A 22,176-nucleotide genomic window follows, 5' to 3' on the forward strand; every position below is an offset into this window, starting at 1 on the left:
CGCACCACGGACGTGACCGGCATCGTGCACCTCAAGGAAGGTGTCGAGATGATCATGCCCGGCGACAACGCCGAGCTGAACGTCGAGCTGATCACCCCGATCGCCATGGAAGAGAAGCTGCGCTTCGCCATCCGCGAAGGCGGCCGCACCGTCGGCGCCGGCGTGGTGAGCAAGATCACCGAGTAATCGGTCGAAACCAGTACGCGTAAGCGAACGGCCCCCGGAGCAATCCGGGGGCCGTTTTTTTGCTGTGCGCTCCGCACTCCACGCCGTCATCCTCGGGCCTGACCCGAGGATGACGGAGCGGGGGGGAGGCGGCGCGCGCGTTTACCGTATCGTTCTCCTCGCAGGCGTCCGTGCTTGCGCGGAACCGCCGTGAGGTCCCTACGTTCGCATCCCGGACGTTAGGATTTCAGTAACCATGCGGCGCGCGATCAGGATCGGACTTTTCATCGGCACCTTCCTCGGCATGTCGGCCTGCGCCGCCACGCCGGACACGGGCGCGCGCGGCCCCTATGGCGGCGTCGAGATCGGCCGCGGGGTCTAAGGCTTCAAGGAAACCGTGGCGGCGGGGGACAATTCCCCCTATCATTGATCCCGCGGACGCCGACAGTCGCGCCGCGTCGGTCCGCTCCCCCTAGATGTTAGCCATCGCCATCGTTGTCGTTCTGCTCCTCGTGGTGCTCAACGGCCTGTTCGCCATGACCGAGCTGGCGGTCGTATCCTCCCGTCGATCCAAGCTGCAGAGCCGTGCCGAACGCGGCGACAAGGGCGCCCGCGTCGCCCTGAAGCTGGCCGAGGACCCGACCCATTTCCTGTCGGCGGTCCAGGTCGGAATCACCCTGATCGGCATCGCCGCCGGCGCCTACGGACAGGCGGCGATCGCGGGCGAGCTGAACCACATCCTCGAAGCGGCCTTCCCGGGACTGGCGGCCTATACCGAAGTCTTCTCGACCGTCATCGTCATCATCTTCATCACCTATGTGTCGGTGATCGTCGGCGAACTGGTGCCCAAGCGGCTGGCGCTGATCTTCCCCGAGAGCATCGCCTCCAAGATGGCGGCGCCGATCTCGACCGTGGCCGTGGTGCTGAAGCCCTTCGTGGTCGTGCTGACGGCCTCGACCTCGGCCATCCTCAAGATCATGGGCGTCAAGGACCGGGACGGTTCGGACGTGACCCAGGAAGAGGTCGAGACGATGATCGCGGAGGGCACCTCGGCCGGCCTGATCGAGCCCGAGGAGCAGACCATGATCGAGGAGATCCTGCGCCTCGGCGACCGGCCGATCCGGGTGGCCATGACGCCGCGCCACGAGGTGTTCTGGATCGCCCTGGACGATTCGGAGGAGACGCTGCGAACAGAGGTTCGCACCTGCCCCTATTCGCGCATCGTGGTCGCGCGGGAGAACGACGTCGATAATCCGCTGGGCGTGGTTCACAAGAAGGACCTGCTGGACAGCCTGCTCGACAACGGCGAGTTCAATGTCGAAAAGCACATCCAGATTCCGGCCTTCATTCCGCAATCGACCTCGGTGCTGAAGGCGCTGGAGATCATGAAGGCCTCGCGCGTCCACATGGCCTTCCTGGTGGACGAATTCGGGGCCTTCGAGGGGGTGGTGACGGCCACCGACCTGCTGGAAATGATCGCCGGAGATTTCGACGAGGGTCACGACGACGCCGAGGTCAATGTGCGCCAGCGCGAGGACGGCAGCTGGCTGGTCGACGGCCAGACCGACATCGACGAGCTGTCGGACGCCCTGGGCGAGGATTTCGGCGAGGCGGAAGGCTTCCACACCATCGCGGGCCTGGTGCTGCACCAGCTGTCGCGCGTGCCCCACGAGGGCGAAATCCTGCAACTGGGCCGGTTCGAGGTCGAGATCATCGACATGGACGACCGCCGGATCGACAAGCTGCTGTTCAAGCAGGTGATCAACGCCCAGGACGAGGCCCGGGCGGTGGCGGCTCAGTACGAGGACTGAACCGCATCCGCCCTTGAAAACCCCGGCGCGGTCGGGCATACGCCGCGGTCTGGCGAAGCCGAACGCGCCCGGGGGTTCCGCCCTCTGGCGCGTTGTAGTTTTCGCCGGGACCACAGGAGTGTAGCTCAGCTGGTAGAGCATCGGTCTCCAAAACCGAGGGTCGTGGGTTCGAGTCCCTCCACTCCTGCCACTTTCCACTGACGGGGCGGGTCCCCATCTGCACCGTCAGACTGCGTTGAAAACGAGAACCGAGCATGGCCAAGGCCAAGAGCCCTTCGGGGCGCCGCACCCAGACCGTCCAGCCCGCCGTCGCCGGCGCGGCCGTGGCGACGGACGCCGTCGCGCCGAAGAAGCGCACCTCGATCCCGCAGTTCGCCAGCCAGGTCCGCGCCGAAGGGCGCAAGATCGTGTGGCCGAGCCGCAAGGAAACCTGGATCACCTCGGTGATGGTGCTGATCATGGTGCTGATCGCGTCCATCTTCTTCTTCGTCGTCGACACCGGCCTGGCCTTCCTGTCGCGCATCGTGCTCGCGATCGGCCAGTAAGAAAGACCCCCCATGACCGACGCAACGCCCGCCAAGCCCGCCGCCAATCCCCGGCACAAGTGGTACATTGTCCACGCCTATTCGAATTTCGAGAAGAAGGTCGCCCAGCACCTGACGGATCAGGCGCGCCAGCAGGGGCTCGAGGACTGTTTCTCGGAAATCCTGGTGCCGACCGAGGACGTCGTCGAGATCCGCCGCGGCCGCAAGGTCAACTCGGAGCGCAAATTCTTCCCCGGCTATGTGCTGGTGAAGATGGAGATGACCGACGACGCCTATCACCTGGTCAAGAACACGCCGAAGGTCACGGGCTTCCTCGGCGCCGCCGGCGGCACCAAGCCGCTGCCGGTCTCGGAGCGTGAGGTCCAGAACATCATCGGCCAGGTGGAGGAGGGCGTCGAACGTCCGAAGCCCACCATCCGCTTCGACATCGGCGAGACCGTCAAGGTCATCGACGGCCCGTTCGCCAGCTTCGACGGCCAAGTCGAGAGCGTCGACGAGGACGCGGCGCGCCTGCGGGTCGCGGTGTCGATCTTCGGCCGTCCGACGCCGGTCGATCTGGAATACAATCAGGTCGAGAAGAGCGCCTCCTAGGCCGGTTTTCGACCGATACAATTCGGGGTCGATATCCGCGACACAGCCGGCGGGACATCATCGATACCCGCGACATGGCGGACATCATGGCGACGGCGGCCCGCACGGGCCGCCGTTTGCTTTTCAGGGCCGCGTTTGCTACACGCGCGCCTCGCCCTGAACGGGGCGGCGTGAGCGATCACGCAAATCCGTGGGAGGCAGCCATGCCACGACCACGGCTCACCGGCCCTGATTGAGTTCAGGGCCATCGTAAGGAGAGACCAATGGCCAAGAAGATTCTCGGCTACATCAAATTGCAGGTGCCGGCCGGCAACGCCACGCCTTCGCCCCCGATCGGGCCCGCCCTGGGTCAACGCGGCGTGAACATCATGGGCTTCGTCAAGGAGTTCAACGCGCGCACCGAGAAGGAAGTGAAGGGCACCCCCCTGCCGACCGTGATCACGGTCTACCAGGACAAGAGCTTCACCTTCGTCACCAAGACCCCGCCCGCGACCCACTACATCAAGCAGGCCGCCGGGATCACCTCGGGCTCGAAGATGACCGGCCGCGAAGTGGCCGGCAAGATCAAGCGCAGCCAGCTGCGTGAGATCGCCGAAAAGAAGATGAAGGATCTGAACGCGAACGACCTGGACGCCGCGACCAAGATCATCGAAGGCTCGGCTCGCGCCATGGGCCTCAACGTCGTGGAGGGCTAAGCACATGGCCAAGCAAACCAAGCGCGTCAAAGCCCGCACCGGCGACACCGTCGCCCCGATGGGCTTCGCCGAGGCGATCGCCGCCGTCAAATCCAACGCCACCGCCAAGTTCGACGAGTCGATCGAGATCGCCGTCAACCTGGGCGTCGATCCCCGTCACGCCGACCAGCAGGTCCGCGGCGTCGTGAACCTGCCCTCGGGCACCGGTCGTGACGTCCGGGTGGCTGTGTTCGCCAAGGACGCCAAGGCGGCGGAGGCCCTGGCGGCCGGCGCCGACATCGTGGGCGCCGAGGATCTGTACGAGAAGATCAACGGCGGCTTCATGGACTTCGACCGCGTCATCGCGTCTCCGGACATGATGGCCCTGGTCGGCCGTCTGGGTAAGGTGCTGGGCCCGCGCGGCCTGATGCCCAACCCCAAGGTCGGCACCGTGACTCCGAACGTCGCGCAAGCGGTCAAGGACGCCAAGGGCGGCGCGGTCGAGTTCCGCGTCGAGAAGGCCGGCATCGCGCACGGCGGCATCGGCAAAGCCTCCTTCACCCAGGAAGCCCTCGAAGCCAACGTGAAGGCCTATGTGGACGCCCTGCAGAAGGCCCGTCCGACCGGCGCCAAGGGCACCTACGTCAAGCGCATCACCCTGTCCTCGACCATGGGACCGGGCTTCAAGATCGACCCGGCGTCGCTGAACGCCTGATCGGCCCTTGAACTGCAACGGGAAGGGCGGCGACCGCAGGGTCGCCGCCCTTTTTTCTGGCCGTCCGTGATCCGGACACGCTTGCGCATCGGCCCGGAGCAACCGACGGTAGGTCCTCATGACGGGGGATTCCATGCGTTTTCTGATGGTGCTGGCGTTCGGGCTGTGCCTGTCCGCGGCGGGTCCCGCGGCGGCCCAGGACGGCGACACGGCGCGGCGGCTGGTTCTGGCGGAGCAGTATATCGAGCTGACCCAAGGGCCGAGCCTGCAGAAGACCCTGGAGAGCTATTTCGACGAGACGTTCGCCAAGTCCGAGGGCCCGGCCGAGCAGCGCGCCTGGCTGGCCGAAAACATGTCGGACGCCTTCGAGGCCGCGATCGAGGCGACCTTCGCCGATTTGACGGACGATGTGGCCGAGATCTTCACCCTGCAGGAGCTGGAGGCGATGGTCGCGTTTTTCGACACCCCGCTGGGCCGCTCGATATCGGACAAGAATTTCGAACTGGGCCTGCGGGTGCAGGCCGTGATGGCCCCGCATCTGATCACGGCCCTCACCCGGCTGAACGAGAAATATTGCACCCGTTTCGAATGCGCGGCGCCCGAGGGCGCGCAGACCGGAAAGCCAGCCGACTGAACCGTCCGATCCCTGACGGGTTGACGCATCGCCGAAGACGCGGGAGTGACCGCACGGCTCCGCGGGGTCCCGCCCGACGCCGGACGGGGTCCGGGGCGCCGGCGCCGCTCAAAGACAATTTCCACCGGGAGCCTTGCTGACCTGATGACCGGCGATGCGATCCGCACCCGGACGGCCGAGCGGCGTCAGGTCGCGGCCCTGCCGTGGCGCAGGACCGCGGCCGGGATCGAGATCCTGCTGGTCACCTCGCGCGAGACCCGGCGCTGGGTGACGCCCAAGGGCGGACGCATGCCCGGCAGGACCGACGCCGAGGCGGCGGCGCTGGAAGCGCTGGAGGAGGCGGGCGTCGAGGGCGCCGTCACGCGCGAGCCGCTGGGGACGTTCCGTTATCTGAAGGTGCTGAAGCGCCGGGCGCCGCGCTGGTGCGTGGTTTCGGTCTACGCCCTGCGGGTGGAGGTCGAGCACGACGACTGGCAGGAACGCGGTCAGCGCGAGCGGATGTGGGTGAGCCGCGACGAAGCCGTCCGCCGCGTCGACGAGCCGGACCTGAAGGCCCTGATCGCCGCCTTCGAGGGCTAGGCGCGCGCCGCAGTCGCCAGGAAGCAGCCGCGGCGCGCGGTGTGGAGATGGATGACCGCCGTATCCGGATGTCCGAACCAGCCTTTCAGCCGGGCCGCCAGATCGCGCCCCTCGACCACGTCGGCGTCGGTCATCATCCAGGCGGCGTCATAGACGCGGGCGGACAGAAGGCGCCGGGACAGCATGTCGGGCAGGACGCCGGGATCGAGAGCCGCCTCCACGGCCGTCTCGCGCACGAAGACAGGACCGTCGGAGCGGTAGGGGCTGAAAGGGTCGTCCAGATGGCGATGGTTCGCCAGGATAAGGCGTTCCCCGGGTTCGGCGTCGGCCAGGCTGACGCGACAGGGCGCGCTGTGGGGCGCGTCGGCGGTCGTGCGGCGCGCGCCCATCGCCCGCAGCGTCTCGCCGTCGAGGGCGAACAGGGGCTGGAACGGCGCGAGGGGCAGGGGTTCGATGCGAAAGCTCATGCGGAATCTCCTTCGCCGCCGATATGACCCCCGGCGGATCGGGCGTCTGGCGGGTTTCGGACGTTGCGCAGGGCGCGCTCCATCCCCACAACGGAGACCATGAACGCTCCCTTCAAGACCCAAGCCGATCCGCTGGACGCTCCCCTGTGGGACCTGTCCGACCTGTACGCCTCCCGCGAGGACGCCCGCATCGAGGGCGATCTGGAGCGGGCGAGGGGGCTGGTGGCCGAGTTGAACGCCCTGCAGGGCCGGCTGATCGAAACGCGGGCCGACGCCGCCGTGCTCGGTGAAAGGCTGGACCGGGCCGTGACCCTGTACGAACAGGCGTCGGACGTGCTGGGCGGGCTCGGCGCCTACGCCTTCCTCGCCGCCTCGACCAACCGCAACGACGCGGGGGCGCAGGGCTTCGAGGCCACGGTGCGCGAGAAGATGACCGCCATCGCCACGCCGACGGTCTGGGTCACCCTGGAGGTCAACCAGCTGGAGGAGGCCGAGATCGAGGCCGCCCTGGCAGCGTATCCGGCCGGGGCGCGCTGGCGGCCGTGGCTGCGGCGGGTGCGGGCGATGAAGCCGCACGAGCTGTCGCAGGAGCTGGAGACCTTCCTGGCCGAGCGCGGCCCGATCAGCGCCCAGTGGCCGCGTCTGTTCGACGAGACGCTGGCGGCGATGAAGATCAGGGCCGGCAAGGACGAGCTGACCCTGGCCGAGGCGCTGAACCGGCTGTCGGACCCGAAGGCGGCGCGGCGCAAGGCGGCGGCCGAGGGGCTGAACGGGGCGCTGGCCCAGCGGACCGCGACCATGGCGCTGGTGATGAACACCGTGGCGGCCGACAAGGCCCTGGAGGACAGATGGCGGGGCTTCAAACGGCCCGCCGACGGCCGGCATCTGTCCAACGAGGTGGACGGCGAGGCGGTCGACGCCATGGCCGACGCCGTGGCGGCCGCCTATCCGCGGCTGTCGCACCGCTATTACGCGCTCAAGGCCCGGGCCATGGGCAAGGCCAAACTGGACCAGTGGGACCGCAACGCCCCGATCGAGACGACCGCCCCGCGCGGCTATGACTGGGCCGCCGGCAAGCAGCTGGTGCTGGAGAGCTTCGCCGACCTCGGGCCGGAATTCGCCGACCGCGCGGGCGGTTTCTTCGACAGGCCGTGGATCGACGGCAAGGCGCGACCGGGCAAGCAGTCGGGCGCCTATGCCCATCCCGTGACCTCGGACCGGCATCCCTATGTGTTCCTGAACTGGATGGGCGAGCGGCGCGACGTGCTGACGCTGGCGCATGAGCTGGGGCACGGGGTGCACCAGACGCTGGCGGCGGGGCAGGGGAGTCTGCTGGCCGACACCCCCCTGACCCTGGCCGAGACGGCCTCGATCTTCGCCGAGGGTCTGACGTTCGACCGGCTGCTGAAGACCGCGCCGAAGGCCGAGCAGCGCGGCCTGCTGGCCGGGCGGATCGAGGACGGGCTGAACACCGTGGTGCGCCAGATCGCCTTCCACCGCTTCGAGACGCGCTTCCACGACGAGCGGGCGGCGGGCGAGGTCCCGGCCGAGCGGATCGGCGAGATCTGGATGGAGGAGATGGGGGCGTCGCTGGGGCCGGCGGTGACGCTGAACCCCGGCTATGAGCACTGGTGGAGCTATGTCAGCCACTTCGTCCACTCCCCCTTCTACGTCTACGCCTACGCCTTCGGCGACCTGCTGGTGGCGGCGCTGATGGAGACGCGGGCGAAGGATCCCGAGGGCTTCACCCCGCTGTATCGCGAGCTGCTCGCGGGCGGGGGGTCGCGCGGCTATGTCGAGGCCCTGGCGCCGTTCGGTCTGAACCCGCGCGACCCGGCGTTCTGGACCATCGGCACGAAGCGGTTGGAGGGGCTGATCGACCGGTTCGAGGCGCTGGTCTGAGTTGACGGCGACGGCGGGGCGGGCGAGCGTCGGGTCATGCGCACATTGATCCTCGCCGCGGCCCTGATCGCCGCCTCTCCGTCCGCCGCCTTCGCCCAGACCCCGGCGGCCCCCGCGCCGCCGTCCGCCAGCGTTCGCGCCATGGCGGCGGGGTACAAGGCCCTGACGGTCTGCAGCGCGTTGAAAACCGCCGAGGCGGCGGGCGGGATGCGGACGCTGGAGAGCATCGAGGCCAATGAGCTGACGGGCATCTATCCCGAGCTGGACCCGCTGGTGCGGGAAATGCCGGTCGAGGTGTTTCCGGCGCGGGTGTCGGTCGCCTGGGACGACGCCATGCCGCCGCGTTCGGCCGTGTGGCGGCCCGGTCGGGGCTGCACCATCATGCCGGTGGGCTGGACGGGCGAGCAGATCGCGACTCTCCCGCCGAGGGGCCCCTCGGATCAGGCCTTCGTCAGGGGCGACACGACGGGCAACGCCGCCCTGTTGAACGAGGCGGTCGAGGGGGCCTTCGTGGGGCGTTATGGCGAGGGTTCCAACACCACCGCCGTGCTGGTTCTGCAGAACGACCGGGTGGTGGCGGAAGAATACGGCGAGGGCTTCGGGCCGGACACGCCGCAGCGGACCTGGTCGGTGGCCAAGTCGCTTGCGGGGACGGTGATCGGCGCGGCGGTCCAGCGCGGCGGGGTCGATGTGAACGCGCCCGCGGCGATCACCGACTGGAGCCGGGCGGGCGATCCGCGCGCGGCCATCACCCTCGACCAGCTGATGCGGATGTCTTCGGGCCTGACCAGCGACACGGCGGGCAACCGCACCGACGCCCTCTATTTCGGCGGCGTGGGCGTCGATGAGCAGGCGACGACCTGGCCGCTGATCGCCATGCCGGGAACGCGGTTCCGCTACGCCAACAACGACATCCTTCTGGCGGTTTTCGCCATCGCCCCGACCTTCGCCGACCATCCGCCGGCCGAGCTGTTCCAGCGGCTGGGCATGTACGACACCTTCGCCGAGACCGACTGGCGCGGGAACTACATGCTGTCCAGCCAGGTGTGGTCGACGGCGCGCGACCTGGCGCGGTTCGGACGTCTGTATCTGAACGACGGCGTCGTCGACGGCGAGCGCATCCTGCCGGCGGGGTGGCGGGACCATGTCTCGCGTCCCTCGGGCCCGCAGCCGGGCGGGGCGCAGGGCTATGGCGCGACCTTCTGGCTGTTCAACAAATCGGAGGGGATTCCCGCCGACGCCATCTCGGCCAACGGCAACCGGGGCCAGTATGTCGTCATCGTCCCCAGCCGGGGGATCGTCATCGTGCGGCGGGGCGAGGACCCGGCGGGGAAGCCGTTCGACTTCATCGCCTTCACCCGCGACACCCTGGCCGCCCTGGACTGAGCGCCGCCGCGAATTGTCACCGGCCGCTTGAGCCGGCGGCGCGCGCCGCTATAAGGGCGCAACCGACGTTCCAGATTCCCGGACACCGACATGGCCGACCTGCACCAAGCCGATTCCCACGACGCCTATGTTCGCGGCTCCCAGGAGATCAGCGAGCAGGCCTCGACGTTCCGCGCCTTCATCAGCATGGCCAAATGGGGTTCGCTGTGGCTGGCGGCCATCGTGATGTTCCTGACCCTGTGGTTCCAGCCGGGCGGCAGCTTCCTCGGCGGCGCGATCACCGCGGCGGTGATGCTGGTCGCGGGGTATTTCTTCCTGAAGTCGGGCAAGACCTCCCACTGAATTGAGCGCTGACGCGCGCGTCCCCGCCTTCGCGGGGATGACGGGCGGTCGCGCGCTGCCTGAGCGCGGAATCGCACGCTTCTGGCGCTTTGACGCAGCCTCACCGATCAGCCTAACGTCGTCCGTCGAGACATGACGGAGGGATTCGCTTGGCTGTCGCCATCGCCGTGACCCGCGAACGCCGAGACGGCGAGACGCGCTGCGCCGTCACTCCGGACACGGTCAGGAAGCTGATCGCCATGGGCGCGGCCGTGACGGTCGAGGCCGGGACCGGCGCGGGGTCTTCCATCCCCGATGACGACTACGCCGCCGCCGGCGCCACCGTGGCCAAGGACACCAAGGCGGTGCTGTCGGGCGCGGACATCGTGCTGAAGGTGCGCGGCCCGACGGCGCAGGAAACCAGCGCGCTGAAGCCCGGCGCCATCGTCGTGGCCCTGCTGGACGCCTACCGCGACAAGGAGACGGTGACGGCCCTGGCCCAGGCCAGTGCGACGGCCTTCGCCATGGAGTTGGTGCCGCGCATCTCGCGGGCCCAGGTGATGGACGCCCTGTCGTCCCAGGCGAACCTGGCCGGCTATCGCGCCGTGATCGAGGCGGCATACGCCTACGGCAAGGGCTTCCCGATGATGATGACGGCGGCGGGCACGGTGGCGCCGGCCAAGGTCTTCGTCATGGGCGTGGGCGTGGCGGGCCTGCAGGCCATCGCCACGGCGCGCCGGCTGGGGGCGGTGGTCACGGCCACCGACGTGCGGCCGGCGACCAAGGAGCAGGTGGAATCGCTGGGGGCCAAATTCCTCGCCGTCGAGGACGAGGAGTTCAAAAACGCCCAGACGGCGGGCGGCTACGCCAAGCCGATGTCGCCCGAGTACCAGGCCAAACAGGCCGAGCTGACGGGCGAGCACATCAAGAAGCAGGACATCGTCATCACCACCGCCCTGATCCCGGGCCGCGCCGCGCCGGTGCTGGTCACGGCGGCGCAGGTAGCGACGATGAAGCCGGGCTCGGTGCTGATCGACCTCGCCGTCGAGGCGGGCGGCAATGTCGAGGGGGCCAAGGCCGGCGAGGTGGTGACCACGGCGAACGGCGTGCAGATCGTGGGGCATACGAACCTGCCCGGCCGGATCGCGGCGGACGCCTCGGCCCTCTATGCGAAGAACCTGGTCGCCTTCGTCGGGCTGATGATCAAGGACGGGGCGCTGGCGCTGGACCTCGAGGACGAGATCCTGAAGGCGGCGGCGGTGACGCACGGCGGGGCCGTGGTGCATGAAGGAGTGAAGGGCTGATGGAACACGTCGATCCCACCGTCTTCCGCCTGGCCATCTTCGTGCTGGCGATCTTCGTCGGCTACTACGTCGTCTGGAGCGTCACGCCGGCCCTGCACACGCCGCTGATGGCCGTGACCAACGCCATTTCGTCGGTGATCGTGGTCGGCGGCCTGATCGCGGCGGCGGCGGCCAGCGCCGACGGCGGCTGGGTCGCCAAGGGGGCGGGCGTCGTGGCCGTGACCCTGGCCAGCGTCAACATCTTCGGCGGCTTCATGGTCACCCGAAGGATGCTGGCCATGTACAGGAAGAAGGAACGGCCCGCGAAGCCGGCAGAGGCGGCGCAGTCGTGATCCAGGCCATCCTCTTCATGGCCATCGTGCCGTTGGCGATCCTGCTGGTGCTCGCCTTCACCCTGCTGAGCGGGCGGATGAGCGACAGCATGCGCGATCGGGTGCAGCGGGCCCTGATCCTGACGGTCTATCCGCTCCTCATTCTTCATTGGCTCTGGCAGGCGTGGGAACGCTGGCAAACAGCCGAATGGCTCGGCCTCGGCATGTACATCGCCATAGCCGCCCTGTTCGCGGTCCAATTCGTCATTTCGCTTCGCACGGGTGTCCTGTTCCCGAGGTTCCGGACTCCCAGGGCATGACGCTGGACGGTCATCAGCTCGCGGTCGGCGCGTCCTGGGTCGCCACGGCGATCGGGGCCGGCCTGTGGCTGTGGAGCTGGCTGCGGGAGACGGACGCCATCCGCAAGCTGCGCTTCCTCGACTGCGGCGTGGTGCTGCTGTTCGCCTCGGTGCTGCTGCGCATCGTCGCCCAGGAGAAGCCGATGAGCATGGTGGACTGGGCCATGGTGTTCGTGGCCCCGCTGTTCATCACCGCCGCCCTGTGGCGGCTGGCGCGGACCGCCTGCCCGCCGGGAGGGCGCTGAGATGCGACCCGGGCGGATCGGCGCGATCGTGAGTCTGGCCGCCATCGTCGCCACGGCGGCGGACGCGCAGACCGACGTGGGCAAGCAGACCGAGGCGGGGCTGCCCTGGCACGTCGCGACGCTGCAGGGGGCCACCTGGTCCCTGGAGTGCCGGTTCCGTCCGGTGGTGTACGAGGCGACCGTCTACAACAGGAGCGCCTGGGCCAACCGGCTGCAACGCACGGCCACCGGCTCCCAGGGCGGGCGGCTGCCGTCGGACAACGGCAGCTGCACCGTGACCAGGACGGGCGGGCGCGGCGCCGTGGCCATCGCCATGATCAAGAACGGCGAGGCGCAGGTCGCGGTCACCAGCGACCCGGCCAGGCCCGCCGCGGTGGGATTTTTCTGATGCTGACTTCCGGGGACACGGCATGAACGCCTCCTTCGCGGCCCTGGCCTATCTGGTCTCCGGCGTGCTGTTCATCCTGAGCCTGCGCGGCCTCTCGAGCCCGGAGACGAGCCGGCAGGGCAACACCTTCGGCATGATCGGCATGGCGCTGGCGGTTGGCGTGACGCTGCTGACGCTGTGGAGTTCGGGTACGCTGGATCCCCTGACCCTGGGCCTGATCGCGGGCGGGGTGATCGTCGGCGGCGGGGCGGGCGCGCTGATCGCCGCGCGGGTGCAGATGACGCAGATGCCCCAACTGGTTGCGGCCTTCCACAGCCTGGTCGGCATGGCGGCCTGTCTGGTCGCGGTGGGCGCGGTCTATGCGCCGGAGAGCTTCGGCATCGCCGACGGCGCCGGCGGCATCAAGATCCAGTCGATCATCGAACTGGCGCTGGGCGTGGCCATCGGGGCCGTCACCTTCACCGGCTCGGTCATCGCCTTCGCCAAGCTGGACGGGCGGATGTCGGGCGCGCCGATCCTGCTGCCCATGCGGCATCTGATCAACATCGGCCTGGCCCTGGGGCTGACGCTGCTGATCGGCATCATGATCGGCACCAATGGCACGGCCACCTGGGCCTTCTGGGGCGTGTTCCTGCTGGCCCTGATCCTCGGCGCGACCCTGATCATTCCCATCGGAGGGGCCGACATGCCGGTGGTGGTGTCGATGCTCAACTCCTATTCGGGCTGGGCCGCGGCGGCGCTGGGCTTCACCCTCGAGAACATCGCCCTGATCATCACCGGGGCCCTGGTCGGCAGCTCGGGCGCGATCCTGAGCTACATCATGTGCAAGGCGATGAACCGCAGTTTCATCTCGGTGATCCTGGGCGGTTTCGGCGGCGACGCGGCGACCGGCGCGGCCGGGGCGGTCGAGACCCGGCCGGTCAAACAGGGCAGCGCCGACGACGCCGCCTTCATCATGAAGAACGCCTCGAAGGTCATCATCGTGCCCGGCTACGGCATGGCCGTGGCCCAGGCCCAGCACGCGCTGCGCGAGATGGCCGACAAGCTGAAGGAGGAGGGGGTCGAGGTGAAATACGCCATCCACCCCGTCGCCGGCCGCATGCCCGGCCACATGAACGTCCTGCTGGCCGAGGCCAATGTGCCGTACGACGAGGTGTTCGAGCTGGAGGACATCAACTCGGAATTCTCGAGCTGCGACGTGGCCTTCGTCATCGGCGCCAATGACGTCACCAACCCCGCCGCCAAGACCGATCCGCAGAGCCCGATCTACGGCATGCCGGTGCTGGACGTGGAGAAGGCGGGGACGGTGCTGTTCATCAAGCGCGGCATGGCGGCGGGTTATGCGGGCGTCGAGAACGAGCTGTTCTTCCGCGACAACACCATGATGCTGTTCGCCGACGCGAAGAAGATGGTCGAGGGGATCGTGAAGGCGCTTTAGTCGCCTGCATCGATTGTTTCAGCGCAGATCGCTACCCGATCCTCACGCCGCCGCGCTCTCGACCTTCAGCACCCCCGCGGCCTTCATGTCCGCAAGCAATGCCTCCGGGGCCCAGTCGTAGCCGTTGGGCCAGGTGAGAGCGCCGAACTCGAGGAACACGCGATCGAAATAGGCGGGATCCTCGAACGGCCGGGTGACGGGCGTGCCGCGTCGCGCCAGATCAGAGAAATCCCATTCACCGGCGCGGCCGTCCGAGAACCACAGCTTCAGGCGATACTCGCCGAGCCGTTGCAGCTTTCGGATGCGAACAACGTCAGTTGTCATTGTCGGCGTCAGGTCCCGGAATTCGTTCTGGCGTGATGTCGTCGCGAACGGCGGTCCATGCCGCCTCCAACTCGGTCTTATACATCGCAATCCATTTGCGGCAGGAAATCTGCCGTCGATCACGGCGCCGGTTTCAAGGTCGAATTTTGCTTCCCGCTCGCCGTGGTAGGCGTGAAAATGCGCGGGCGCATGGTCGTTGAATAACATGCGGATGGCGACGCCGTGGAAGAAGGCTATGGTCGGCACGGTGAATGCGTAACACGTTATAAGTGTATGAGCGAGAGCCTCATGGCCTATGAAGCCAGGACCAAACCCACCAAAATCTCCGTCGCCGACTTCATCGCCGCCGTCGAGAACCCGACGCGCCGGGCCGACGCCGAGACGCTGTGCGCCCTGTTCGAGGAGATCAGCGGCGAACCGCCGGTGATGTGGGGACCGTCGATCATCGGCTTCGGGCGGTATCATTACCGCTACGCCAGCGGGCACGAGGGCGACGCGCCCCGGCTGGGGTTCTCGCCGCGCAAGGCGCAGACGGTGGTCTACATCCTGCCGGGGTTCTCGGGGTGGGAGGCGTTCATCGCCCGGCTCGGCAAGGTGAAGACCAGCGTGGCCTGCCTCTACATCAACCGGCTGGACCAGATCGACCTGGGCGTGCTGCGCGAACTGGCGGCCGCGTCGCTGGTCGAGATGCGCGAGCGCTATCCCGACTGATCAGGCCGCCATGCGGAAGTCCTCGGCGGGGGCGAAGGCGGGACGGGCTTCGTCCCACAGGGCGTCCTCGTCGGCGTAGCGGGCGCTGGCCGAGGCGTCGATGACGTCGATCACCTGTTCTTCCAGCCGGTCCCAGATGACCGCCAGATCGCCGCAGCCCTCGGCGTCGCAGGGGACGATCAGGTAGCGGGAGGCGGCGATGGAAGCGTGGGGGGCGAAGGCGCGGGCCATGGGATGTCTCCGGGGTTCGGGTCTCTGTTGAAACCGACCATGAAGCAGCGTTGCGTCAGATTTGGACGTATGCCACCCTCACCGGATGAGATTGGACAGAACGGCCCTGGTCATCGAGCTGGCGCGGCGCATGGCCGCCAGCGCCGAGGGACTGACGATCGACGAGATGGCGCGGGAGTCCGGTGTCGGCCGGCGCACGGCCGAGCGGATGCGCGACATCGTGCTGGACCTGTTCCCGCAGGCCGAGGAAGTCTCCGATCCCCCGACCAAGCGCTGGCGCATCCGCGGCGGCCTGTCGGCCTTTGAACAGGCCCCGACGACCGAGGAACTGGTCGAGCTGAGCAAGGCGGCCCAGGGGCTGCGCGCGACCGGAGAGCCGGGCCGGGCGGCGGCGCTGGAGGGACTGGAGCGCAAGCTGAAGTCGGCGATGCGCTCGACCACGCTGAACCGGCTGGCGCCCGATCTGGAGGCGCTGGTACGGGCCGAGACCATCGCGGTCCAGGCCGGGCCGCGGCCGTCGGCCGACGAGGCGGTGCTGACCGAGATCCGACAGGCCATCCTGGCCGGCCAGCCGCTGGGCTTCATCTACAGCCGGCCGGGCGCCGAGGCGCGCCGGCGCAGCGTGGCGCCCTGCGGGGTCATGTTCGGGCGGGCCAACTATCTGGTCGCCGCCGACCGCGAGAGCGGCCGCATCCAGACCTTCCGCCTCGACCGGATGAGCGCGGTCAAGGCCGAGGCGGGGGCGGCGTCGCCCCCGGCCGATTTCGATCTGCAGGTCTTCGCCAGCCAGTCGTTCGGCATCTACCAGGACGAGATAGAGGATGTGGTGTTGCGGGTGACGCCGGAGGGCGCGGCCGAGGCCCGGGCGTGGCGCTGGCACCCGACCCAGACGCTGGAGGATCAGGCCGACGGCGGCGTGGTGGTCCGGTTCAGGGCCTCGGGCATGCGCGAGCTGGCCTGGCACCTGTTCAGCTGGGGCGATCAGGTCGCGATCGTCGCGCCGGCGCGGCTCAAGGATGTGATGAAGGGCGAGCTGCAGGCCGCGCGGCGCGGTCTGGACGGGCGCTGAGTGAGGGGGGCAGCGCGCGGCGCCCGCCGGACGCCCGCCAAATGTCCCGAGTCTGAATGTCCTGACGCAGGGGGCGGCCTTCGTTCGAGCGCGCCGGGGTCGGCTATCGGCGCGACTCGGGGGATATCCGGCTCGACCGAGGCCTCAACCGGCGCGCAGAGCCAGGCCGGCCACGAGCCAGCCCGCGAGCGATGCCGCGGTCACGAGTTCAACGACGACAAGGCCCAGGAGCCAGTGCTTCCGGACAAGCAATACGAGATTCACGACACACCCTGATCAGCCGAGTCGTCAAAACTCCCGAACCCGCATGTGGTTCAGGCGTCAGCGGGTCGGCCCCGCGAAGGGGTAGGGACTGACCGACTTGGCCCAGTCATCGACCGCCAGGGGGCGATCGACCGGCGGGGCGGCGCGCTCGGCGCAGGGGTGGCGGTGGCACAGGCGGCAGGCCGGGCCGATGGGGGTGACCTCGGGCGCCGCCAGGTCGAGGCCGCGCGCATGGATCAGACGGTGGGCGTGCTTCAGCTCGCAGCCCAGGCCGATGGCGAGGTCGTGGCCTTCGGTGAAGGCATCATGGCCCTGACGATCCACCGTGCGGGCGAGGGTGAACCAGCGCTGTCCATCGGGCGTCTCGATGATCTGGGTGATGATCTTGCCGGGGGTCCGGAAGGCGCTGTGCAGCCGCCAGCGCGGGCAGGCGCCGCCGAAGCGCGAGAAGGGGAAGGCGCCCGAGGCGAAGCGTTTTGAGATGTTGCCGGCCTGATCGACCCGCATCAGGAAGAAGGGCACGCCGCGGGCGGTGGGGCGGGACAGGGTGGTCAGGCGATGCGCCGCCTGTTCGAAGCCGACGCCGAACCGGGCCTGAAGGCGCCCCATGTCATAGGCCGTCTCCTCGGCCGCACGCTGGAAGGGGCCGTAGGGCATCAGGGTCGCGGCGGCGAGGGTGTTGGTCAGGGAGACCTTGAGCAGGCGGCGGGTCGGTTCGTCGGGCGCGGACGCCGCCTCGGCGAGCGCGGTCAGTTCGGCGTCATGCTCGGCCAGGGCCAGCTGATAGGCGACGGCGAAGGCGCGCGAGGAGGCGCCGAGGGTCTCCGACAGCAACAGCCGCCGGCGGTGGGGGTCATAGCGGCGGGTCCATTCGACCATGACCTCCGAGGGCAGGGTGCGGACGGTCAGGCCATGGCCCGCCAGAAGGCGGGCGCGGGCGCGGGTTTCGAAGGGTTCTCCCGGCGTTTCGGCGTCCATGGCGTCGGACAGGGCTTCGCCGAGGGCGTCCAGTTCGGGGAAGTGGTTCCGGCGGGCCTGGAGGTATTCCCGCACCCAGTCGGCGGGACTGTCGTCGCCGTGTCCGCCAAGGGCGTCGGTTTCGGCCCGATCGCGGGTGCGGCGGTCGGCGAAAGCGCGATACAGACGCAGCAGGGCGTCAGCGGCGGCGGGCTGGTCCTCGGCCAGCTGGACGATTTCGTGGCGCGGCACCGCCAGCCCCTGGAACACCGGGTCGGAGAAGGCCTCGGTCAGTTCGGCCTCGGACGCCGGGCCGCCGGATTGGCCGAGGGTGCGCAGGTCCACGTCATAGGTGTCGGCGAGCCGGAGCAGCAGCTGCGCCGAGACGGGACGCTGGTTGCGTTCGATATGGTTCAGATAGCTGGGCGATACGCCGAGATCGGCGGCCATGGCCGTCTGGGTCAAGCCGAGCTCGCGCCGCAGCCGCTTGAGGCGGCCGCCGAGGAAGAGTTTGCGAAGCGGAGCGGCGTCCATGCCCGCATTAGGTCACAAAATGACTTAACAGCAAGTGTCATAATGTGACTCAATGACACTAGATATGACTCTCAAGCTGTGTTGTTCGTGACTTCAACGTGTTCTGCTTCCGGACATCAGCCGCAACGGCCAGATCCCGAGCAGAGACCGCCATGACGACCTTCGCCGATCTCGTCCCTTCGCCCCATGGCCGTTTCGACGGCATCGAGCGTCCGTACAGCGCGGACGACGTATTGCGCCTGCGCGGGTCTGTCCCGATCACCCACACCCTGGCCGAACGCGGGGCGAACCGGTTGTGGGCGCTGCTGCACGACGAGCCTTTCGTGAACGCCCTGGGGGCCGTGACCGGCAACCAGGCCATGCAGATGGTCCGCGCGGGGCTGAAGGCCATCTATCTGTCGGGCTGGCAGGTGGCGGCGGACGCCAACACCGCCGGCGCCATGTATCCCGACCAGTCGCTGTACCCGGCCAACGCCGCGCCGGAGCTGTGCCGCCGCATCAACCGCACCCTGCAGCGCGCCGACCAGATCGAGCACGCCGAGGGCGGCGCCAAACGCGACTGGTTCGCCCCCATCGTCGCCGACGCCGAGGCCGGTTTCGGCGGACCGCTGAACAGCTTCGAGATCATGAAGGCCTTCATCGAGGCGGGCGCCGCCGGGGTCCATTTCGAGGACCAGCTGGCCTCGGAGAAGAAGTGCGGCCACCTTGGCGGCAAGGTCCTGATCCCGACCCAAGCGCACGAGCGCAACCTGAGCGCCGCGCGTCTGGCCGCCGACGTCATGGGCGCGCCGACCCTGATCGTGGCCCGCACAGACGCCGAGTCGGCCCAGCTGATCACCTCGGATGTCGATGAGCGCGACTGGCCCTTCATAGACCGCGACAACCGCACGCCCGAGGGTTTCTTCCGCCTGAAGCCGGGCACGGGACTGGATCACTGCATCGCGCGCGGCCTGTCCTACGCCCGCTACGCCGACGTCCTGTGGTGGGAGACCTCGCATCCCGATCTCGACGACGCGCGCCGCTTCGCCGAGGCCGTGCACAAGGAGCATCCGGGCAAGCTGCTGGCCTACAACTGCTCGCCGTCTTTCAACTGGAAAGCAAAACTTGACGACGCCACCATCGCCAAATTCCAGCGCGAGCTGGGGGCCATGGGGTACAAGTTCCAGTTCGTGACGCTGGCGGGCTTCCACAGCCTGAACAACAGCATGTTCGAACTGGCCGACGGCTACCGCGACCGCGGCATGGCCGCCTATTCGGAGCTGCAGCAGCGCGAGTTCGCCAACGAGGCCGCCGGCTACACCGCCACCCGGCACCAGCGCGAGGTCGGCACCGGTTATTTCGATCAGGTCGCCACCGTCATCTCCAACGGCCAGTCGTCGACCACGGCGCTGAAGGATTCCACCGAGACCGCCCAGTTCGTGGCGGCCGAATAAGCAGGAGACGTTCCATGCAACCCCTGAACAACCCCACGGCCATCATCGATTTCTGCCTGGCCCCGCTGAACCTGACCGACGGAACCGAGGCCGAGCGCGAGGTGCGGCGTCGGCTGGAGCATGTGATCAAGACGTTCCGGGCGAAGGCGGCCCAGCCCGTCAGCGTCGACTTCTCGTCCATGCCGTCGCAGGTCATAAACGAAGCCGCCCACGGCTACGAATAGGTCAGGCGGCGATGGACTCCGCCGCCGTCCGCGGCAGGGAGACGACAAGCTCCAGCAGTTCGCCCGCGTCCACCGGCTTGGCCAGATGCCGGTCCGCGCCGGCGGCCTCGGCCATGGTCACATGCTCGGTCAGGGCGTTGGCGGTCAGCATGACGATGGGCGTGCGTCGCAGGCCCATCGCCGCCTCGTGCAGCCGGATCTCGCGGGTGGCGGTCAGGCCGTCCATCACCGGCATCTGCATGTCCATCAGGATCAGGTCGTAGTCAGCGTCGCGGCAGGCCTGCAAGGCGCGGGCCCCGTCCTCGACCGAGGTGATTTCGACGGGCGCCTGGGCCAGGATCAGTTCGACGACCTTTCGGTTCACGGGATGATCGTCCGCCAGCAGGACGCGGATCAGGGGCTGATCGCTGTCGGCGGCGATGGCCGGCGACACGAGCGCCGGGGCCGGGGCCTCGGCTGCCCGGTAGGGGATGGTCAGGATGAAGGCCGAGCCGCCGTCGGGCTCGCTCTCGCAATCCAGATCGCCACCCATCATCTCGGCCAGCTGGCGCGAGATGGCGAGGCCCAGGCCCGAGCCTCCGAACTTGCGGGTAATGGCGCCGTCGGCCTGTTCAAAGCGGCTGAACAGGCGCTCGCGGGTTTCGCAGTCGAAGCCGATGCCGGTGTCCTCGATCGAGAACCGCAAGGTCGGCCCGCCGGCCCGGTCCGGGCCCGGCGCGGCGGTCAGGCTGACGAAGCCCGTGCTGGTGAATTTCACCGCATTGGAGACCAGGTTGGTCAGGATTTGCTTGAGCCGCACCATGTCGCCGGTGATCCAGCAGTCGGCTTCGGGGGCGAGCTCGACGAAGAACTGAAGGCCCTTTTCGCTGGCCGCGCTTTCATACAGCCGGGCCGACTCGCGGACGGCCCGGCCCAGGTCGAAGGTCTCTTCCGACAGCTCCAGCCGGCCGGATTCGACGCGCGCCAGATCAAGGATGTCGCTGAGCAGGACCTGCAGGGTGCGGCCGGACGACTGGATCAACTCCATCATCTCGCGCTGGTCGGGCGAGAGTTCGGTCCGGGCCATGACCTGCGCCAGGCCGATGACGCCGTTCAGGGGCGTTCGGATCTCATGGCTCATATTGGCCAGGAACTGGCTCTTGGTGTTGCTGGCGGCCTGGGCGGCGTCCCGGGCCTCGGCCAGGGCCGCGGCGTCGTTCTTCAGGTCGGTGATGTCGGTGCAGACGGTGACGATGCCGCCGGCGGAGGTGAGGCGATCGGATACGCGCAGCCACCTGTCCCCGGCGATCCGCTGCTCGATCGTGGTCGACAGCGCCTTGCGCGACGCCATCCGCTCCACGATCCAGTCATCCTCCCGGCCGAGGGCGTCGGCGTAGAGTCCCTCGGACAGGCCGATCCGGATGATGTCGAGAAAGGTCATTCCGACCTGGAGGTTGGACGACAGTTCCGGGTTCACCTCGGCGTAGCGGTGGTTCCACAGGACCAGCCGGTCCTCGGCGTCGTAGAAGGCCATGCCGTCGGGCATGGCGTCGATGGCCTCGCGGATCTGGGCGAGGGCGCCAGAGCGCGACGTTCGGCCCGTCCACGCCAGGGCGGCGATGGCGCCGATGACGACGGCGACCAGCGCCACGAAAACGGTGCTCATGACCACGTCGGACTCGCGATTGGCGCGCCCGGTACGCGGACCAGGCCGGCGGCCTGAGTCCAGCGCCAGTCATGGTCGAACGCTATGCCGTAGATGATGCGTTCCAATACACCCTCCCGGCGAGACTATCCCGCGAGAGTGGTGAAGAAACCGTGGCCGTTGGCCGGGATTCAGGCGTCGGCGGTCTGCACCACGACCTGGAACTCGTGGCCCAGGACCTTGACGGGATTCACCTGGCGGTCGCCCCGGCGGACCTCGAAATGCAGGTGGGGCCCCGTTGAACGGCCGGTCGAGCCGACCAGACCGATGCGCTGGCCGCTTCCGACGCGGTCGCCTGACGCCACGTCCAGGCGGCTGAGGTGGCCGTAGAGGGTGCTCATGCCGTTGGGGTGGCGGACTTCGACAAACCGACCGTAGCCCGCGGCGTCATAGCCGGTTCGGACAACCGAGCCCTCGGCGGCGACGAAGACGCCGGTCCCTTGCGGCGCCGCGATATCGACGCCCTCGTGATTTCGCATCGCCTGACCGGGCATCCGGCGCGGGCCGAATGGCGAGTTGATCGCATAATCCTTCACGGGCCTGTCGAAGGTGATCAGGCGGGTGATCGGGCCGGCGGCCTCGGCCACGGCGGTGACGGGCGGGGCTTCCGGAATGGCGAAAGTCTCGCTCGGGGCGACCGGATCGGGCGCCGACAGCGGCGCGGCCGCCATGGCCAGCACGGCGACGCCGGCCAGGGCGGCGGCCTGGCCGGAATGGATGAGAAACGACCGGGCGGTCGGCAACAGGCGTCGCATGCGGCGTCGGCTCCGTCTTCGGCTCGCGAGAGCAGGGGGCGGGCGCCGGGCGGGCCGCAACAAACGCGACGCACTGCGGCCAGCGACCGGAGAGCGGGCCTTTTCACGGGCGGGTGGGGCCACTTTGGGGCGAGCGGCAGCGGCAGGTCGTCGCA

General features: G+C 68.6%; 27 protein-coding genes, 1 tRNA gene and 1 pseudogene. 23 read left to right on the forward strand and 6 right to left on the reverse strand.

Features of this window, described 5'->3' with window-relative positions; genetic code table 11:
* From tuf to ASD59_RS06275, 10 genes and pseudogenes are all read left to right on the forward strand, one after another.
* Positions 1-186, forward strand: a pseudogene (gene tuf, locus ASD59_RS06235) (elongation factor Tu); the annotation flags it as partial.
* Positions 187-421: 235 nt separating this feature from the next.
* Complete coding sequence (locus ASD59_RS14680; protein WP_255356209.1) at positions 422-547, forward strand: hypothetical protein; 126 nt, start codon at positions 422-424, stop codon at positions 545-547.
* A gap of 94 nt (positions 548-641) precedes the next feature.
* Entirely contained in the window at positions 642-1,976 is a 1,335-nt protein-coding gene (locus tag ASD59_RS06240; protein WP_200943754.1) for a hemolysin family protein, read from the forward strand.
* Positions 1,977-2,090: 114 nt separating this feature from the next.
* Positions 2,091-2,166 (forward strand) — tRNA-Trp (locus ASD59_RS06245).
* Positions 2,167-2,230: 64 nt separating this feature from the next.
* Complete coding sequence (gene secE, locus ASD59_RS06250) at positions 2,231-2,521, forward strand: preprotein translocase subunit SecE (protein ID WP_055829955.1); 291 nt, start codon at positions 2,231-2,233, stop codon at positions 2,519-2,521.
* A gap of 12 nt (positions 2,522-2,533) precedes the next feature.
* On the forward strand, positions 2,534-3,112 hold the full coding sequence (gene nusG / locus ASD59_RS06255) for a transcription termination/antitermination protein NusG (protein ID WP_055829958.1): 579 nt from the start codon (positions 2,534-2,536) through the stop codon (positions 3,110-3,112).
* 263 nt (positions 3,113-3,375) lie between these two features.
* Positions 3,376-3,807, forward strand: a complete 432-nt coding sequence (gene rplK / locus ASD59_RS06260) for a 50S ribosomal protein L11 (RefSeq protein WP_055829960.1) — start codon at positions 3,376-3,378, stop codon at positions 3,805-3,807.
* A gap of 4 nt (positions 3,808-3,811) precedes the next feature.
* Positions 3,812-4,501 (forward strand): 50S ribosomal protein L1, encoded by a 690-nt coding sequence (gene rplA / locus ASD59_RS06265; RefSeq protein ID WP_055829962.1) that lies wholly within the window; start codon positions 3,812-3,814, stop codon positions 4,499-4,501.
* A 133-nt stretch (positions 4,502-4,634) separates the two neighbouring features.
* Complete coding sequence (locus ASD59_RS06270; RefSeq protein ID WP_156376957.1) at positions 4,635-5,135, forward strand: DUF2059 domain-containing protein; 501 nt, start codon at positions 4,635-4,637, stop codon at positions 5,133-5,135.
* A gap of 144 nt (positions 5,136-5,279) precedes the next feature.
* Positions 5,280-5,714, forward strand: coding sequence for an NUDIX hydrolase (locus ASD59_RS06275; RefSeq protein ID WP_055829966.1), 435 nt, complete (start codon positions 5,280-5,282; stop codon positions 5,712-5,714).
* Here the strand turns inward: ASD59_RS06275 and ASD59_RS06280 are convergent.
* On the reverse strand, positions 5,711-6,181 hold the full coding sequence (locus ASD59_RS06280; RefSeq protein WP_055829969.1) for a DUF1203 domain-containing protein: 471 nt from the start codon (positions 6,179-6,181) through the stop codon (positions 5,711-5,713). The two genes, ASD59_RS06275 and ASD59_RS06280, sit on opposite strands and share 4 nt — an antisense overlap.
* A gap of 99 nt (positions 6,182-6,280) precedes the next feature.
* Between ASD59_RS06280 and ASD59_RS06285 the strand changes: the two genes are divergently transcribed.
* The 9 genes from ASD59_RS06285 (at position 6,281) to ASD59_RS06325 (ending at position 13,835) form a co-directional block, all read left to right on the forward strand.
* The gene (locus ASD59_RS06285; RefSeq protein ID WP_055829971.1) at positions 6,281-8,083 is read left to right on the forward strand and encodes a M3 family oligoendopeptidase; all 1,803 of its coding nucleotides are present in this window, start codon (positions 6,281-6,283) and stop codon (positions 8,081-8,083) included.
* 36 nt (positions 8,084-8,119) lie between these two features.
* Entirely contained in the window at positions 8,120-9,469 is a 1,350-nt protein-coding gene (locus ASD59_RS14205; protein WP_055829973.1) for a serine hydrolase domain-containing protein, read from the forward strand.
* 90 nt (positions 9,470-9,559) lie between these two features.
* Positions 9,560-9,811, forward strand: a complete 252-nt coding sequence (locus ASD59_RS06295) for an aa3-type cytochrome c oxidase subunit IV (RefSeq protein ID WP_055829975.1) — start codon at positions 9,560-9,562, stop codon at positions 9,809-9,811.
* 149 nt (positions 9,812-9,960) lie between these two features.
* Positions 9,961-11,094 carry a Re/Si-specific NAD(P)(+) transhydrogenase subunit alpha gene (locus ASD59_RS06300; protein WP_055829978.1) on the forward strand — a complete coding sequence of 378 codons (1,134 nt, stop codon included), beginning with the start codon at positions 9,961-9,963 and terminating at the stop codon, positions 11,092-11,094.
* Positions 11,094-11,426, forward strand: coding sequence for an NAD(P) transhydrogenase subunit alpha (locus ASD59_RS06305; RefSeq protein ID WP_055829980.1), 333 nt, complete (start codon positions 11,094-11,096; stop codon positions 11,424-11,426). The genes ASD59_RS06300 and ASD59_RS06305 overlap by 1 nt, the downstream gene beginning before the upstream one ends.
* Entirely contained in the window at positions 11,423-11,725 is a 303-nt protein-coding gene (locus tag ASD59_RS06310) for a hypothetical protein (RefSeq protein WP_055829982.1), read from the forward strand. Before ASD59_RS06305 ends, ASD59_RS06310 begins: the two co-directional genes overlap by 4 nt.
* Complete coding sequence (locus ASD59_RS06315) at positions 11,722-12,009, forward strand: hypothetical protein (protein ID WP_055829983.1); 288 nt, start codon at positions 11,722-11,724, stop codon at positions 12,007-12,009. Before ASD59_RS06310 ends, ASD59_RS06315 begins: the two co-directional genes overlap by 4 nt.
* Positions 12,010-12,037: 28 nt before the next feature.
* Positions 12,038-12,397: a hypothetical protein gene (locus ASD59_RS06320; RefSeq protein WP_235561739.1), complete on the forward strand. Its 360-nt coding sequence runs from the start codon at positions 12,038-12,040 to the stop codon at positions 12,395-12,397.
* A gap of 22 nt (positions 12,398-12,419) precedes the next feature.
* A complete protein-coding gene (locus ASD59_RS06325; protein ID WP_055829987.1) occupies positions 12,420-13,835 on the forward strand; it encodes an NAD(P)(+) transhydrogenase (Re/Si-specific) subunit beta in 1,416 nt (471 codons plus the stop codon).
* A gap of 42 nt (positions 13,836-13,877) precedes the next feature.
* On the opposite strand, the gene ASD59_RS14425 is transcribed toward ASD59_RS06325, so the two are convergent.
* Entirely contained in the window at positions 13,878-14,405 is a 528-nt protein-coding gene (locus ASD59_RS14425; RefSeq protein ID WP_200943662.1) for a DUF4160 domain-containing protein, read from the reverse strand.
* Positions 14,406-14,432: 27 nt separating this feature from the next.
* Here ASD59_RS14425 and ASD59_RS06335 point away from each other — a divergent pair, with 27 nt between their 5' ends.
* Entirely contained in the window at positions 14,433-14,870 is a 438-nt protein-coding gene (locus tag ASD59_RS06335; RefSeq protein WP_235561740.1) for a DUF1801 domain-containing protein, read from the forward strand.
* Here the strand turns inward: ASD59_RS06335 and ASD59_RS06340 are convergent, their stop codons facing one another.
* Positions 14,871-15,101, reverse strand: a complete 231-nt coding sequence (locus ASD59_RS06340; RefSeq protein ID WP_055829994.1) for a hypothetical protein — start codon at positions 15,099-15,101, stop codon at positions 14,871-14,873.
* A gap of 85 nt (positions 15,102-15,186) precedes the next feature.
* Here ASD59_RS06340 and ASD59_RS06345 point away from each other — a divergent pair, with 85 nt between their 5' ends.
* A complete protein-coding gene (locus ASD59_RS06345) occupies positions 15,187-16,170 on the forward strand; it encodes a helix-turn-helix transcriptional regulator (protein WP_055829996.1) in 984 nt (327 codons plus the stop codon).
* Positions 16,171-16,491: 321 nt separating this feature from the next.
* On the opposite strand, the gene ASD59_RS06350 is transcribed toward ASD59_RS06345, so the two are convergent.
* Entirely contained in the window at positions 16,492-17,925 is a 1,434-nt protein-coding gene (locus ASD59_RS06350; protein WP_055829998.1) for a helix-turn-helix domain-containing protein, read from the reverse strand.
* A 152-nt stretch (positions 17,926-18,077) separates the two neighbouring features.
* Here ASD59_RS06350 and aceA point away from each other — a divergent pair, with 152 nt between their 5' ends.
* Both aceA and ASD59_RS06360 read left to right on the forward strand, forming a co-directional pair.
* Entirely contained in the window at positions 18,078-19,358 is a 1,281-nt protein-coding gene (gene aceA, locus ASD59_RS06355) for an isocitrate lyase (RefSeq protein WP_055830000.1), read from the forward strand.
* Positions 19,359-19,372: 14 nt separating this feature from the next.
* Positions 19,373-19,582, forward strand: a complete 210-nt coding sequence (locus ASD59_RS06360; protein ID WP_055830004.1) for a hypothetical protein — start codon at positions 19,373-19,375, stop codon at positions 19,580-19,582.
* Position 19,583: 1 nt separating this feature from the next.
* On the opposite strand, the gene ASD59_RS06365 is transcribed toward ASD59_RS06360, so the two are convergent.
* Positions 19,584-21,227 (reverse strand): ATP-binding protein, encoded by a 1,644-nt coding sequence (locus ASD59_RS06365; protein ID WP_055830006.1) that lies wholly within the window; start codon positions 21,225-21,227, stop codon positions 19,584-19,586.
* Between the two features lie 170 nt (positions 21,228-21,397).
* On the reverse strand, positions 21,398-22,021 hold the full coding sequence (locus ASD59_RS14725) for a M23 family metallopeptidase (protein WP_055830008.1): 624 nt from the start codon (positions 22,019-22,021) through the stop codon (positions 21,398-21,400).
* Positions 22,022-22,176: the final 155 nt, after the last annotated feature.

It is taken from the genome of Brevundimonas sp. Root608 (assembly GCF_001427825.1).
Lineage (GTDB): Bacteria > Pseudomonadota > Alphaproteobacteria > Caulobacterales > Caulobacteraceae > Brevundimonas.

Coding starts and splice junctions, on each gene's coding strand:
- ASD59_RS14680 (WP_255356209.1), top strand. CDS start 422: ATGCGGCGCGCGATCAGGATCGGACTTTTCATCGGCACCTTCCTCGGC.
- ASD59_RS06240 (WP_200943754.1), top strand. CDS start 642: ATGTTAGCCATCGCCATCGTTGTCGTTCTGCTCCTCGTGGTGCTCAAC.
- secE (WP_055829955.1), top strand. CDS start 2,231: ATGGCCAAGGCCAAGAGCCCTTCGGGGCGCCGCACCCAGACCGTCCAG.
- nusG (WP_055829958.1), top strand. CDS start 2,534: ATGACCGACGCAACGCCCGCCAAGCCCGCCGCCAATCCCCGGCACAAG.
- rplK (WP_055829960.1), top strand. CDS start 3,376: ATGGCCAAGAAGATTCTCGGCTACATCAAATTGCAGGTGCCGGCCGGC.
- rplA (WP_055829962.1), top strand. CDS start 3,812: ATGGCCAAGCAAACCAAGCGCGTCAAAGCCCGCACCGGCGACACCGTC.
- ASD59_RS06270 (WP_156376957.1), top strand. CDS start 4,635: ATGCGTTTTCTGATGGTGCTGGCGTTCGGGCTGTGCCTGTCCGCGGCG.
- ASD59_RS06275 (WP_055829966.1), top strand. CDS start 5,280: ATGACCGGCGATGCGATCCGCACCCGGACGGCCGAGCGGCGTCAGGTC.
- ASD59_RS06280 (WP_055829969.1), bottom strand. CDS start 6,181: ATGAGCTTTCGCATCGAACCCCTGCCCCTCGCGCCGTTCCAGCCCCTG.
- ASD59_RS06285 (WP_055829971.1), top strand. CDS start 6,281: ATGAACGCTCCCTTCAAGACCCAAGCCGATCCGCTGGACGCTCCCCTG.
- ASD59_RS14205 (WP_055829973.1), top strand. CDS start 8,120: ATGCGCACATTGATCCTCGCCGCGGCCCTGATCGCCGCCTCTCCGTCC.
- ASD59_RS06295 (WP_055829975.1), top strand. CDS start 9,560: ATGGCCGACCTGCACCAAGCCGATTCCCACGACGCCTATGTTCGCGGC.
- ASD59_RS06305 (WP_055829980.1), top strand. CDS start 11,094: ATGGAACACGTCGATCCCACCGTCTTCCGCCTGGCCATCTTCGTGCTG.
- ASD59_RS06315 (WP_055829983.1), top strand. CDS start 11,722: ATGACGCTGGACGGTCATCAGCTCGCGGTCGGCGCGTCCTGGGTCGCC.
- ASD59_RS06325 (WP_055829987.1), top strand. CDS start 12,420: ATGAACGCCTCCTTCGCGGCCCTGGCCTATCTGGTCTCCGGCGTGCTG.
- ASD59_RS06335 (WP_235561740.1), top strand. CDS start 14,433: ATGAGCGAGAGCCTCATGGCCTATGAAGCCAGGACCAAACCCACCAAA.
- ASD59_RS06340 (WP_055829994.1), bottom strand. CDS start 15,101: ATGGCCCGCGCCTTCGCCCCCCACGCTTCCATCGCCGCCTCCCGCTAC.
- ASD59_RS06345 (WP_055829996.1), top strand. CDS start 15,187: ATGAGATTGGACAGAACGGCCCTGGTCATCGAGCTGGCGCGGCGCATG.
- ASD59_RS06350 (WP_055829998.1), bottom strand. CDS start 17,925: ATGGACGCCGCTCCGCTTCGCAAACTCTTCCTCGGCGGCCGCCTCAAG.
- aceA (WP_055830000.1), top strand. CDS start 18,078: ATGACGACCTTCGCCGATCTCGTCCCTTCGCCCCATGGCCGTTTCGAC.
- ASD59_RS06360 (WP_055830004.1), top strand. CDS start 19,373: ATGCAACCCCTGAACAACCCCACGGCCATCATCGATTTCTGCCTGGCC.
- ASD59_RS06365 (WP_055830006.1), bottom strand. CDS start 21,227: ATGAGCACCGTTTTCGTGGCGCTGGTCGCCGTCGTCATCGGCGCCATC.
- ASD59_RS14725 (WP_055830008.1), bottom strand. CDS start 22,021: ATGCGACGCCTGTTGCCGACCGCCCGGTCGTTTCTCATCCATTCCGGC.